At 36.8% G+C, this 13,962-nt stretch carries 11 protein-coding genes; all 11 read left to right on the plus strand.

Going from position 1 to position 13,962, the window contains the following annotated elements:
- Positions 1-98: 98 nt before the first annotated feature.
- Positions 99-1,286 carry a phosphoglycerate kinase gene (locus ABS916_RS06665; RefSeq protein ID WP_350451142.1) on the plus strand — a complete coding sequence of 396 codons (1,188 nt, stop codon included), beginning with the start codon at positions 99-101 and terminating at the stop codon, positions 1,284-1,286.
- A gap of 31 nt (positions 1,287-1,317) precedes the next feature.
- Positions 1,318-2,073 carry a triose-phosphate isomerase gene (tpiA, locus tag ABS916_RS06670; RefSeq protein ID WP_350451143.1) on the plus strand — a complete coding sequence of 252 codons (756 nt, stop codon included), beginning with the start codon at positions 1,318-1,320 and terminating at the stop codon, positions 2,071-2,073.
- Positions 2,073-3,602, plus strand: a complete 1,530-nt coding sequence (gene gpmI / locus ABS916_RS06675; protein ID WP_350451144.1) for a 2,3-bisphosphoglycerate-independent phosphoglycerate mutase — start codon at positions 2,073-2,075, stop codon at positions 3,600-3,602. The genes tpiA and gpmI overlap by 1 nt, the downstream gene beginning before the upstream one ends.
- Before the next feature lie 201 nt (positions 3,603-3,803).
- On the plus strand, positions 3,804-5,105 hold the full coding sequence (eno, locus tag ABS916_RS06680; protein WP_350451145.1) for a phosphopyruvate hydratase: 1,302 nt from the start codon (positions 3,804-3,806) through the stop codon (positions 5,103-5,105).
- Positions 5,106-5,570: 465 nt separating this feature from the next.
- Complete coding sequence (locus tag ABS916_RS06685; RefSeq protein ID WP_350451146.1) at positions 5,571-8,411, plus strand: sigma-54-dependent transcriptional regulator; 2,841 nt, start codon at positions 5,571-5,573, stop codon at positions 8,409-8,411.
- Between the two features lie 57 nt (positions 8,412-8,468).
- Entirely contained in the window at positions 8,469-8,966 is a 498-nt protein-coding gene (locus ABS916_RS06690) for a mannose/fructose/sorbose PTS transporter subunit IIB (protein ID WP_350451147.1), read from the plus strand.
- 201 nt (positions 8,967-9,167) lie between these two features.
- Positions 9,168-10,247, plus strand: a complete 1,080-nt coding sequence (serC, locus tag ABS916_RS06695) for a 3-phosphoserine/phosphohydroxythreonine transaminase (protein WP_350451148.1) — start codon at positions 9,168-9,170, stop codon at positions 10,245-10,247.
- Positions 10,248-10,251: 4 nt separating this feature from the next.
- Positions 10,252-11,433, plus strand: a complete 1,182-nt coding sequence (locus ABS916_RS06700; protein ID WP_350451149.1) for a 3-phosphoglycerate dehydrogenase family protein — start codon at positions 10,252-10,254, stop codon at positions 11,431-11,433.
- Between the two features lie 8 nt (positions 11,434-11,441).
- A complete protein-coding gene (locus tag ABS916_RS06705; RefSeq protein ID WP_350451150.1) occupies positions 11,442-12,683 on the plus strand; it encodes a DUF1015 domain-containing protein in 1,242 nt (413 codons plus the stop codon).
- A gap of 106 nt (positions 12,684-12,789) precedes the next feature.
- On the plus strand, positions 12,790-13,026 hold the full coding sequence (secG, locus tag ABS916_RS06710; protein ID WP_035021456.1) for a preprotein translocase subunit SecG: 237 nt from the start codon (positions 12,790-12,792) through the stop codon (positions 13,024-13,026).
- A gap of 181 nt (positions 13,027-13,207) precedes the next feature.
- Positions 13,208-13,960 (plus strand): alpha/beta hydrolase, encoded by a 753-nt coding sequence (locus tag ABS916_RS06715; RefSeq protein WP_350451151.1) that lies wholly within the window; start codon positions 13,208-13,210, stop codon positions 13,958-13,960.
- Positions 13,961-13,962 lie beyond the last annotated feature (2 nt).

A 13,962-nucleotide genomic window follows, 5' to 3' on the forward strand; every position in this document is an offset into this window, starting at 1 on the left:
AGAGAATAGTAAAAAGCGGGGAGGCAGCGCGCTTCCCCGCTTTTCTTTTTTCAAAGATTAGTATTTACACATAATTGCTCTTTAGAGGAGGAACCTTAATGGTAAAAAAAGTTGTAACTGATTTAGACCTTAATGGTAAAAAAGTTTTAGTACGTGCAGACTTCAACGTTCCAATGAAAGACGGAGTTATTACTAATGACAACCGTATTCAAGCAGCATTGCCAACAATTCAATATATTATTGAACAAGGTGGGAAAGTAGTATTATTCTCTCACTTAGGTAAAGTGAAAACTGAAGAAGATAAAGAAGGCAAAAGTTTACGTCCAGTCGCTGATCGTTTAAGCGAATTATTAGGAAAAGACGTAACATTTGTACCTGAAACACGTGGTGAAGTATTAGAAACGGCTATTGCTGGATTAAACACTGGTGATGTATTAGTAGTTGAAAATACACGTTTTGAAGACATCGATGGTAAAAAAGAAAGCAAAAATGATCCTGAACTTGGGAAATATTGGGCTGGCTTAGGCGATGTTTTTGTTAATGATGCATTTGGTACGGCTCACCGTGCGCATGCTTCTAACGTAGGAATTGCTTCAAATCTTGAAAGTGCTGCTGGCTTCTTGATGGATAAAGAAATCAAATTTATTGGTGGCGCAGTTGACGAACCTAAACGTCCATTCGTGGCAATTTTAGGTGGCGCAAAAGTTAGTGATAAAATTGGTGTTATCGAAAACTTATTAAGCAAAGCTGATAAGGTTCTTATCGGTGGCGGAATGACGTATACTTTCTATGCTGCAAAAGGTATTGAAATTGGAAAATCATTAGTCGAAGAAGACAAAATTGAATTAGCTAGAACATTGATTGAAAAAGGCGGAGACAAATTAGTCTTGCCAATCGACTCTGTTACATCTCCAGAATTCAGTAACGATGCACCAACTGAAATTCATGATGGCGCTGTACCAGCTGATCAAATGGGTCTTGATATTGGACCAAAAACAATTGAATTATTCACTAAAGAATTACAAGGTGCTAAAACAGTTGTATGGAACGGACCAATGGGCGTATTTGAAATGTCTAACTTTGCTCAAGGAACAATTGGTGTTTGTGAAGCAATTGCTAACTTAACTGATGCAACGACTATTATTGGTGGAGGAGACTCTGCAGCTGCAGCAATGCAATTAGGTTTTGCAGATCAATTTACTCACATCTCTACAGGTGGCGGAGCATCATTAGAATACCTTGAAGGTAAAGAACTTCCAGGGGTAGCATCAATTTCAGATAAATAATTTAGTTCAATTAGAGAAAGGAAGTTATGTTATGCGTAAACCTATTATTGCTGGTAACTGGAAAATGAACAAAACAGCTGCTGAGGCTGCTGATTTTGTAGAAGCAGTTAAAACAAAAATACCTTCTTCTGAACAAGTAGATTCAGTTGTTGGAGCTCCTGCTTTATACTTACAATCGTTAGTTAAAGCATCAGAAGGAACAGAATTAAAAATTGCAGCTCAAAACAGCTACTTTGAAGAAGCTGGAGCATTCACAGGCGAAATCAGCCCTGCTGCTTTAGGAGACTTAGGAGTAAACTATGTAATCATTGGTCACTCTGAGCGTCGTGAATTCTTCCATGAAACAGATGAAGAAATTAACAAAAAAGCACATGCTATTTTCAAAAACGGTATGATTCCAATCATTTGCTGTGGTGAAACGTTAGAACAACGTGAAGCTGGAGAAACAAATGAATGGGTAAGCGGACAAGTTAAAGCGGCAATCGCTGGCTTAACAGAAGGTCAAATAGCTGAATCAGTTATTGCTTATGAACCAATCTGGGCAATCGGAACTGGTAAATCTTCTACTTCAAAAGACGCAAACGATACTTGTGCAGTTATTCGTCAAACAATTGCAAAAGAAGTTTCTCAAGATGCTGCTGATGCTGTACGTATTCAATACGGCGGAAGTGTAAAACCTGAGAATATTGCTGAATACATGGCTGAATCAGATATTGATGGAGCTTTAGTAGGAGGAGCAAGCTTAGAAGCAGAATCGTTCTTAGCATTATTGGAGGCTGTTAAATAATGACAAAAGCACCTGTAGCCATCATCATCTTAGATGGATTAGGATGGCGTAATGAAGTAATGGGTAACGCTGTAGCTCAAGCCAACAAACCAAACTTTGACCATCTTTTAGAAAAATATCCTCATAGTACGTTAAAAGCTTCTGGACTAGATGTAGGTCTTCCAGAAGGGCAAATGGGGAATTCTGAAGTTGGACATACAAATATTGGAGCTGGACGAGTGGTTTATCAAAGCTTAACACGTATTGATAAAGCCATTGAAGACGGCGAATTTCAAACAAACCCTGTTTTAAGCGATGCAATGGAAAGAACAATCAAGTACCAATCTAATTTGCACTTGTTTGGACTTTTATCAGATGGTGGAGTACACAGTCACATCAATCATTTGATTTCATTGATTAAAACAGCAAAAGAAAAAGGTGTACCAAATATTTATGTTCATGCTTTTCTTGATGGACGTGATGTAGCACCTAATTCTGGAATCAAATATGTAGAGCAATTAGAACAAGCTATCAAAGAAATCGGAGCAGGAGAAATTGCTACTGTTTCTGGTCGATTCTATGCTATGGACCGCGATAAACGTTGGGAACGTGTAGAAAAAGCGTATAATGCTATTGCTCATGGAGAAGGCGAAAAGGCTACTAGTGCACTAGAAGCTGTACAAACAAGTTATGACAAAGAAAAATTTGACGAGTTTGTTATGCCAACAGTTATTGAAAAAGATGGGAAACCTGTCGCAACTTTACAAGACAATGATTCCATCATTTTCTTCAACTTCCGTCCTGACCGTGCTATTCAATTATCAAATGCCATTACGGATGATGAATGGGAATTCTTTGATCGTGGACAAAGAGCACAAAATCTTAAACTTGTAACAATGACAATGTATAACCCAAGTATTAAAGCTGAAATAGCTTTCCCACCGGTTGCATTGAAAAATGTTATAGGTGAAGTTCTATCAGCTCATGGACTTTCTCAATTGCGTATTGCGGAAACTGAAAAATACCCGCACGTTACTTTCTTTATGAATGGCGGACGCAATGAAGAGTTCCCAGGTGAAAACCGTATCTTGATTCCATCTCCAAAAGTGGAAACATATGATTTGAAACCTGAAATGAGTGCTTACGAAGTAACGGATGCATTAGTAGCAGATATTGAAGCGGATAAACATGACGCGATTATCTTAAACTTTGCTAACCCGGATATGGTTGGACACTCAGGTATGCTTGAACCAACTATCAAAGCTATCGAAGCGGTTGATGAAAACTTAGGTCGCGTAGTAGATGCAATCACTGCTAAAGGCGGATATGCAATTATCTTTGCCGATCACGGTAATGCAGATACAATGACGACACCTGAGGGCAAACCGCATACTGCTCATACAACTGTGCCTGTTCCTGTAATTGTAACTAAAGAAGGAGCAACACTACGCGAAGGCGGACGTTTAGCTGATATTGCACCAACGATGTTAGATTTATTAAACATTGAAAAACCAGAGGATATGACTGGTAAATCTTTGCTTCAAAAGTAAAATAAACGATCTATTATGCGAAAGATAATGATGTAAAAGCTGCAGACTTTGCATGAATTCTTTCAATTTAGATAAGTTTAGTAAAAGAAACTGTTAGACAAGACCTAAAGTGTTTGCATTTAACAGGCAAACTCACTAAAATGAAGCTATGGGCAAAGCCCTGGCACTAAAAATTTTGTACACTCAAAGGAGAGAAATTAAATGCCATTTATTACAGATATTTTAGCTCGTGAAGTATTAGACTCACGCGGTAACCCAACAATCGAAGTAGAAGTTTACACAGAAAGCGGAGCATTTGGCCGTGGAATGGTTCCATCTGGTGCATCAACTGGGGAACATGAAGCACATGAATTACGTGACGAAGACAATGGTCGTTACCTTGGAAAAGGTGTTTTGAAAGCAGTAGAAAACGTAAATAACGTTATCTCTGAAGCTCTTATTGGATTTGACGTTCGCGATCAAATGGCAATTGACAAAACAATGATCGATTTAGACGGAACTCCAAACAAAGCTAAATTAGGCGCTAACGCTATTTTAGGTGTTTCTATCGCTGTAGCACGTGCTGCTGCTGACTACCTAGATGTTCCTTTATACCAATACCTAGGAGGCTTCAATACTAAAGTATTGCCAACTCCTATGATGAACATCATCAATGGTGGATCTCACTCTGATGCTCCAATCGCATTCCAAGAGTTCATGATCTTACCAGTTGGAGCTCCAACTTTTAAAGAAGCATTACGTTGGGGAGCTGAAATTTTCCACGCATTGAAATCAATCTTGAAATCTCGTGGTTTAGAAACATCTGTTGGGGATGAAGGTGGATTTGCACCTCGTTTTGACGGAACTGAAGATGGAGTAGAAACTATTCTTGAAGCAATCAAAAAAGTTGGTCTTGAACCAGGTAAAGATGTTTATCTAGGTTTTGACTGTGCTTCTTCAGAATTTTACGAAGACGGTATTTACAACTACGCTAAATTCGAAGGCGAAAATGGTGCTAAACGTACTGCTGCTGAACAAGTAGATTACTTGGAAGAATTAGTAAACAAATACCCAATTATCTCTATCGAAGACGGTATGGATGAAAATGACTGGGATGGTTGGAAACTATTGACTGAACGCTTAGGCGACAAAGTTCAATTAGTTGGTGACGATTTATTCGTTACAAACACTGAAATCTTGTCTAAAGGTATTTCAGAAAACATTGGTAATTCAATCTTAATCAAAGTTAACCAAATTGGTTCATTAACAGAAACATTTGATGCTATTGAAATGGCTAAAAAAGCTGGTTACACTGCTGTAATCTCTCACCGTTCTGGTGAAACTGAAGATTCAACTATTGCTGATATCTCAGTAGCTACAAACGCTGGTCAAATCAAAACTGGTTCATTAAGCCGTACTGACCGTATTGCTAAATACAACCAATTGTTACGTATCGAAGATCAATTAGGCGACTTAGCTGTATACGAAGGTTTACAAGCTTTCTACAACCTAAAAAACAAATAAGAATTTAAGTTAAACTAAATTCTTGAATAGAGAAACACTTCATTAGTTGAGGCAACGCAACTAATGAAGTGTTTTTTTTATTTTTAAAAGCTGCTAGAGTCTAGTTAAGTCGATTATAAATAATCTCTGGAGGAATAGGGTTGCTTGTAGCCGTGTAAAGGATTCAATGCGAATTACAAAGCATTAGCGCTTCAGCGGCTATGCTTTGTTTAAGGCTTGAAAGATCTGAAGACTACAGGCTTCAAGCGGTCCCATGGCTCTCCACAAGCAAAATTGCTATTCCAGAAGAGATTTCATTTTAAGCACTTTATCATTCGTCAAATAATTTATGTTAGAAGTGAACAAAAAATGAACAATAATTTCGATTTTGATACACAAATTTTACTGTATCAAAATTAATGATACAAATTGGTCTATTTGTGATAGAATGTAAGCGATTAAGAATACAGGAAGGCAGGTAACTAAATGAAGAGAAAAGATTTAGTTTATCAGTTTGTTAAAAAGCATACGGAAAAACTTACTAGTGAAGAAATAGAATTCGGATCAGGGCTAACGACTAGCGAAATTTCTGATGCTTTGAATATTGTTCGCACGAATGTAAGCAAAGAATTAAATCTTCTAGTTCGTGAAGGGAAAATAGCGAAACTTGAAGGAAGACCTGTGCGATATATTGACAGCAGTTGCTTAAAGTGGAGACCTTTATCTAAACCTGTAAAATCCTATAAAGATGAATCATTAATCAAAAAGAAACTGACATTAGAAAAACCAAATGATGCTAGAAAAAATGACCATAGTCTATTTGAGTACATGATTGGGTCAAATGGCAGTTTGAAAAATCAAATGGAGCAAGCAAAAGCGGCCATTTTTTATCCACCCAAAGGGTTAAACAGCCTGATTATCGGACCGACTGGATCAGGAAAAACGTTTTTTGCTAATGCTATGTATCAGTATTCTCAGGATAAAGGAATCATTGAATCGAAACATTCCTTGATTATTTTTAACTGTGCAGATTATTCGCAAAATCCGCAGTTGCTGATGTCACATTTATTTGGACATACTAAGGGTGCTTATACTGGAGCTACAGAAGCAAAAGAAGGATTATTGTTAAAATCAGACAATAATATGTTGTTCTTAGATGAAATCCATCGATTGCCTCCAGAAGGACAAGAAATGTTATTTTACTTTATGGATACAGGTACATTTCAACCAATGGGAGAAACAGAAAAAAGGTATTCAGCTAACGTTCGAATTATTTGTGCAACAACTGAAGATCCAAGTTCAGCTTTATTAAAGACGTTTGTACGACGTATTCCAGTAACCATTCAATTGCCAGCATTTAATGAGCGGCCAGCCAATGAACGCATCCAACTGCTCAAATTATTATTGTCTATTGAAGCGAACCGTATTGATAAGCGAATCGTTATCGAGGAAAATGTGGTTAAAGCTTTACTGGGAAGCGTTACTTATGGAAATATCGGTCAATTGAAATCAAGTATTCAATTGGCATGTGCCAAAGCCTTTTTGAACAGCATGGACAACAATGAAGAAATGCTGATCAACATGGATTTATTAACGGGAGAGCTGCAAGAAGGGCTGGTTAATCTTGCGAGAAATCGAGATGAACTGAATGAAATCAGTAATTACCTTGAACCACGAATGATCATCCATCCTAAAGATTCTGTCTATATGCTGGAGCAGGATACGTATGAATTGCCGTTCAATTTATATGAAATTATTGGAGATAAGGCAGTTATGCTCAAAGATGAAGGATTGAACCAAGATGATATTGAAAATTTTATTACAACAGACATTAACCTTCATCTGAAATCATTTTATAAAACCAATCAATTGATTCCTAATAATGAGCACAATTTAAGAGACATTGTCGAGCAAGAAGTAATTACACTAACAAAAGAAATTTGGAAAATGGCGGAAGATCATTTAGGCTATCATTTCAAACAAAATTTCTTATACGCTATGAGTTTGCATCTAAGTTCTTTTATCAAACGTTCAAAAGAAGGTTTTGTTCAAATCAAACAAAATAGTGAATTAGATAAATTGATTTTGAATTACCAAAATGAATATGAAGTAGCTATCTTGATTAAAAACCATATGAAAGAAAACTACCAAATTAACGTTCCAGAAGTAGAATGCTGGTATCTAACCATGCTGCTGGTCTCTTTAAAGGAACAAAATAATTTAGGTGATGTGGGAATCGTTGTCGCTGCACATGGACGCTCGACAGCGACAAGTATGGTTCAAGTTGTGGCTAAATTACTAGATGTTAAGAATATTGAAGCTGTAGATATGCCTTTGGAAATGAGTCCTCAGCAAGCCTATAAATTGGTTTTGAGCTCTATTCAAAATGTTAATGAAGGCAAGGGCGTACTTTTATTAGTCGATATGGGCTCTTTAACAACATTTGGCGTAAAAGCGATGCGTGAGACAGATATTGCTGTAAAAACACTAGATATGGTAACCACGCCTCTTGTCTTAGAAGCAGCACGCAAGACGTCTTTTATGGACAATCAATTAGATGAAATTTATTGGTCTTTAAAAAATTTCAGAGGATACAGCAACCTTCCCGAAGACAAACCAGTCTTTCTATCTACATCAAAACAACAAGAGATCTATAAGCCGAAAGCTATTATTACGATTTGTTCAACCGGCGAAGGGACAGCCGTGCGTATCAAAGAACGAGTAGAAAGCTTGTTGGAAGATTTTATTGATGAAACCATTGAAATTTTTTCCATTTCTTTAATTGGTATGGAAGAAGAAGTTCAAAAAATTTCGCAAGACTATCAAGTGTTAGCCACAGCAGGAATAGCAAAACCGGCATTAAATGTTCCTCATCTATCATTGGAAGAATTGTTCCAGTCTTCAGGAGATGAAAAGGTTAAGCAAGTCATTTTGGATCAGCAATATGCTGAAGGAAGTTATGCAGAGTCAATGGATACAAAGCAGTTATGTGAAGAGTACCTAGCTACTTACTTTACCTTTCTTAATCCGCGGAAATTTATCAATATATTGTGGGATTATACAGAAATTATAGAAGAAGAATTAAATAAAAAACTCAGTAATAGTGTTCAAATTGGTTTGCTGATGCATATGGCGGGCGTGATTGAACGAGTATTGTTCAGCGATCCGATGAGTCAATCGGATGAAACAATTAACAAAGACTCAATTTATTATCAATCGGTTAAAGAAGCTAATGGATTGCTTGAATCAAGATTAAATATGACGATTCCAGAATCAGAATTATTTTACATTGTTAAAATTGTAGATGCACATCAAGAAACCATTTAACGAAGTAATGAGTAATGTATTGTTCAATTAAAAAAATAATGAGGAGAATGAGGTACCATGTCAATGGAAATCCGATTAGTCCGTATTGATGACAGGCTGATTCATGGTCAGGTTGTGACTGTATGGGCAAAAGTAACAAAAGTAAACCGTATTTTAGTTGTTAGCGATGTGGTAGCAAAAGATATGTTGCGAAAGACGTTGTTAAAACAAGCAGCTCCTCCGGGTGTGAATGTTAATGTGATTACAATCGATAAAATGATTTCAATCTATGATGATCCTACATTCAATACGTTTAAATCAATGTTGCTGTTTACTAATCCGCGTGATGTCAGAAGAGTAGTAGAAGGTGGAGTCAGTTTTGATTCCATTAATATAGGCGGAATGAGTTTTTCAGATGGAAAAAAAATGATCACAAACGCAGTTGCAGTAAATCATCAAGATATTGAAGACTTATATTATTTAAGTGAGCAAGGAATCGGTCTAGAGATTCGTAAAGTAGTAACAGATAATAAGGTTTATATGATGGATCTACTGAAAAAAGAAGGAATGGTGTAGTGCTAAAAAAAAGCTATTTCGAAAGAAACAACTAAATTAACTTAACAAACAAACGGACTGGGATTTTTCCTAGTCCGTTTGTTTATTTCTTTATAAAAAATAGGAATATGGCTGTTTAAATAAAAAAATACTGGTATAATTAAAATCATGTTTATGAGATTTTAATTAGCGTTATCAGGAAATTGTTAGGAGTGGATTAAAATGGAGCGAGTTTACAATTTTTCAGCAGGGCCGGCGATTATGCCGGTATCCGTATTAAAAACGATACAGGAAGACTTATTGTCCTATCAGGGCAGTGGGATGTCGGTTATGGAATTGAGTCACCGATCCTCCTTATTCCAGTCCATTATGAATGATGCAGAATCACTTTTACGGGAACTCATGACTATCCCGCCAAATTATAAAGTATTATTTTTGCAAGGTGGCGCAAGTTTACAATTTACAATGCTGCCCATGAATTTAGGGAAAACTAAAGTAGCGTATGTCAATACTGGAAGTTGGTCTGAAAAGGCTATAGAAGAAGCCCTGAAAGTTGATGGATTAACAGTAGAAGTCATTGCTAGTTCAAAAGAAAATAACTTTACAGAAAATCCGGAAATTCCCTTAGTAACTAAAGAATACGATTATGTACATATCACAACAAACAATACGATTGAAGGAACAGCTTTTATCAACGTTCCGACTTATGGTGAAGTGCCGCTTGTTGCGGATATGTCTTCTAATATTTTATCCAGTAGTTATGATGTATCTGACTTTGGATTGATTTATGCTGGGGCTCAAAAAAATATTGGGCCTGCAGGTGTGACTGTGGTCATTGTTCGTGAAGATTTAATTGGACTAAAAGAAAACTTACCTGCTATGTTAGATTACAAGATACAAGCAGATAATGGTTCCATGTACAACACTCCACCGACATTTGCTATTTATGCAGCTAAGTTAATGTTTGAATGGCTCAAAGAATTAGGCGGTGTTGCAGAAATTGAGAAGATAAACCGGAAAAAGGCAGCTATACTTTACGAGGCCATTGATTCTTCAAAGCTGTTTCTTTCGCCCGTTTCTAAAAATTCCCGTTCGTTAACCAATATTCCATTTGTTACGGGAAATGCTGAACTAGACAAAATGTTTATCAAACAAGCTGAAAGCCAAGGAATGATCAATTTAAAAGGACACCGTTCTGTAGGTGGAATGCGAGCTAGTTTATACAATGCTTTTCCAATAGAAGGAGTAAATGAATTGGTAGCTCTTATGAAAGAATTTGAAACGAAAGTAGAAGGGAAGTAACAGCATGTACGCCATTAAAACATATAATGCAATAGCTGAAGAAGGTTTGAAAAAATTTGAAGTAGAAAATTATCAATTAAATGAAACGGATAATCCAGATGGGATAGTATTAAGAAGCCACAATTTGCATGGCATGACTTTCCCTAGTCAGTTAAAAGCAATTGCCCGTGCCGGAGCAGGAACCAATAATATTCCAGTAGAAGAATGTTCTGAAAAAGGAATTGTTGTTTTCAATACTCCCGGGGCCAATGCAAATGCGGTAAAAGAATTGATCATAGCTAGTTTACTCTTAGCGGTCCGTCCGATCATTGAAGGTGTGGAATGGGTCAAAACACTCAAAGGTCCAGATGTAGAAAAAAAAGTTGAAGCAGAAAAGAAACGGTTTGTTGGAAGTGAACTAGCTGGAAAACAGTTAGGCGTTATAGGTTTGGGATCAATTGGAGCAATGGTAGCAAACGATGCTTACCGTCTTGGGATGGACGTAGTGGGTTATGATCCATATGTTTCAGTTGATACAGCTTGGAGCATTTCCAGTCGGGTCAAAAGAGTGTTAACTATTGAGGAAGTACTGACAACTTCTGATTATATCACTGTTCATGTACCATTAATGTCTTCAACTAGAGCTATGATCAGTGCTGAGAAATTACTATTAGTAAAAAAAGATGCTGTTTTATTGAATTTTGCACGTGGAGAATTGGTTGATGTGGAAGCTGTTATTGCTGCTCTTGAAAAAGGAAAATTGAAAAGCTACTTAACGGACTTTGCTGATGAACGTTTAATTGAGATGGATAATGCAATTGTTTTACCGCATTTAGGTGCTTCAACAGAAGAGGCAGAAATCAATTGTGCCAAAATGGCATCAAAAACATTAAAGTATTTTTTAGAAACAGGCAATATTGTTCACTCTGTTAATTTTCCAAGTGTAGAAATGGTTCTCAATTCACCAATCCGGTTAGCTGTTATCAATCTCAATGTGACCAATATGGTAGCACAAATGTCGATTGGATTAGCAGAATACGACGTAAATATTGTAAACATAATGAATAAAAGCCGAGGAGACTATGCCTATACATTGATTGATGTGGAGTCGGTTTCTGAGGATAAATTGACGGAGATCGTTAAAAAAATTAGTAGTGTCGAAGGCATATTAAGCGTTCGCGTAATCAAAAATACAAATGGGAAGTAGGAGGAAATATGGTTAAAATTAAACCGTTTAAGGCTATTCGCCCAACTGGAAAATATGCAAGTGAAATAGCATCTCTTCCTTATGATGTCTTGAATTCAAAAGAAGCACGATTGATAGGAGATCAAAAAGAGAAGTCTTTTTTACACATTGATAAAGCTGAAATTGATTTAGCGGAAGAAAGTTCTCCATATGCGCAACAAGTGTATCAAAAAGCCGCAGAGAATTTGAAGACTTTTTTACAAAAGGGTTGGTTGATCCAAGAGGATACCGAGCAGTTTTATCTTTATCAGTTAACAATGAATGGACGCTCACAAATGGGATTAGTCGTCTGCGCATCAATTGAGGACTATCTGGAAAAGAACATAAAAAAACATGAATTTACACGTGAAGAAAAAGAAGTGGATCGTATTCGACACGTGGATGCGACGGATGCAAATACTAGTCCGATTTTTTTAACGTATCGAGATCAAGAATCAATTGATGCACTGATTAAAAAATGGGCAGCAGAAAATGAACCAATTTATCACTTCACAAGTTTTCATGCGGTAGAACATACAGTATGGGTCATTGATCAAGAAGCTGCTAGGGATAAATTAACACAATTATTTGATCAAAACGTAGCGGAATTGTATATTGCAGATGGTCACCATCGGACTGAATCTGCTGTGAAAGTTGCATTAAAAAGGAAAGAGACGTACCCAAATGCACCAGATGAAGCAGAATTCAATTATTTCTTGGCTGTACTGTTTCCTAAATCACAATTGGCAATTTGGGATTACAACCGAGTAGTAAAAGGACTGATTCAAGAGGATTTTTTAGAAAAAGTAGCTGAAAAATTTGATGTTGAAAAAGTGCTGTCTCCTTACAAACCTGAACAACCAAAGACGATTGGGATGTATGTGAATGACGAATGGTATAAGTTAACGGTAAGGTCTGAATTTATTTCAACTCATCCAGTACAAGGGTTAGATGTCTCTCTTTTACAAGAGTATCTATTGACGCCTTTGTTTGGTATAGAAGACATTCGCACAGATAAAAGAATTGATTTCATTGGTGGAATCCGAGGGATGCAAGCGTTGAGTGATGCTGTAGATGAAGGATCGTTTTCAGCAGCGTTTTCTATGTACCCTACGACGATTGATGAACTGATACGTGTTGCAGATAGCGGAGAGGTATTGCCTCCAAAATCGACTTGGTTCGAGCCGAAGTTATTAAGTGGATTATTTGTTCATGATCTTGAAAGTAAGTAAACATGAGGAAATAGTAAGCTGAGAAGTTCATTTATTTTCTAGTAATTTACTATCTTTTATGTTAGAGTTAGGGGTAGAAGAAACGGTAGACAGGAGGGCAATGAAATTGTACGATACACTTTTAATTGCTGAACTAATTGTATCAGTTTTACTTATCATTGTAGTTGCTATGCAACCTACAAAGACCAGCAATGCTGCTAGTGCATTCACCGGCGGAGCTGAACAATTATTTGGGAAACAAAAAGCACGCGGATTTGAGGCTGTATTGCAACGTGCTACAGTAGTACTTGGAACATTATTCTTTGCGTTGGCACTTGCTCTTGCTTATATAGCAATTAATTAAGGAACTTAGTTAAGCTACCTGAAATCTTCAGGTGGCTTTTTTTTCTAAAAAAATCTACAAGTTCTTTAGAAGAACGAGATACTTTTCATAACCTTTCATAGTGTTTGAGTATGAAAAAAGGCAATTATACAGTAAAATAGTAGAATGAAGACTTACAGGAAAGAGAAGAAGGAGAATACCAATGGCTATAAAATCATTTTTTTTTGAAAAGGGGCCTCAAGCTGTTATTTTGATGCATGCCTACTCTAGTACACCGAATGACGTACGAATGTTGGGAAGAGCACTGGAGAAAGAAAATTATACCGTTTATGCACCGTTATTCAAAGGGCATGGCACAATGGAACCAGAGGATATTTTAGACGCATCACCAAAAGATTGGATAGAAGATGCAAAGGAAGCTATCCATTTTTTACAAGAAAATGGCTACGAAGAAATTGCGGTATTTGGCTTGTCTTTAGGCGGAATCATAGCGACAAAAATGGTGGTTGACAAAGAACCAGTACTAGCTGGTGGCACGTTTTGCTCACCAGTGATTGATTTTCATAAAGCGAATAACGTGAGAGAAGAATTTTTAACGTTTGTGCGTATATTGAAAAAGAAGGCAGGTTATTCTGAGACAGATATAGCTAACCGTATGCCAGAAGTAGAGCGAAAATTAGATAACCAATTAAACGAAATAAGTGAACTAACACAATCAATGAAGGCTCATTATAATGAGGTCACACAGCCCATTTTTATTGCACAAGCTGGTCAAGATGAAATGATTGATCCACAAGTTGCAGTCGCATTTAAAGAAGCATTAACACAAGCTTCCGTAGTCGATTTTCATTGGTATGAAAAGAGCAAACATGCGGTAACGGTAGGTGTAGATAGAAAAGCCTTGCAAGAAGATGTTAGCAACTTTTTAAAACAGTTAGATTGGAATGGAGGATAAAA

Origin of the sequence: Carnobacterium sp. (assembly GCF_040274945.1) — a bacterium.
Classification (GTDB): Bacteria; Bacillota; Bacilli; order Lactobacillales; family Carnobacteriaceae; genus Carnobacterium_B.

Bases quoted from the DNA above. Each gene is read 5' to 3' on its own strand.
- gpmI (WP_350451144.1), top strand. From the start codon at position 2,073: ATGACAAAAGCACCTGTAGCCATCATCATCTTAGATGGATTAGGATGG.
- tpiA (WP_350451143.1), top strand. From the start codon at position 1,318: ATGCGTAAACCTATTATTGCTGGTAACTGGAAAATGAACAAAACAGCT.
- ABS916_RS06685 (WP_350451146.1), top strand. From the start codon at position 5,571: ATGAAGAGAAAAGATTTAGTTTATCAGTTTGTTAAAAAGCATACGGAA.
- serC (WP_350451148.1), top strand. From the start codon at position 9,168: ATGGAGCGAGTTTACAATTTTTCAGCAGGGCCGGCGATTATGCCGGTA.
- eno (WP_350451145.1), top strand. From the start codon at position 3,804: ATGCCATTTATTACAGATATTTTAGCTCGTGAAGTATTAGACTCACGC.
- ABS916_RS06715 (WP_350451151.1), top strand. From the start codon at position 13,208: ATGGCTATAAAATCATTTTTTTTTGAAAAGGGGCCTCAAGCTGTTATT.
- ABS916_RS06705 (WP_350451150.1), top strand. From the start codon at position 11,442: ATGGTTAAAATTAAACCGTTTAAGGCTATTCGCCCAACTGGAAAATAT.
- ABS916_RS06700 (WP_350451149.1), top strand. From the start codon at position 10,252: ATGTACGCCATTAAAACATATAATGCAATAGCTGAAGAAGGTTTGAAA.
- ABS916_RS06665 (WP_350451142.1), top strand. From the start codon at position 99: ATGGTAAAAAAAGTTGTAACTGATTTAGACCTTAATGGTAAAAAAGTT.
- ABS916_RS06690 (WP_350451147.1), top strand. From the start codon at position 8,469: ATGTCAATGGAAATCCGATTAGTCCGTATTGATGACAGGCTGATTCAT.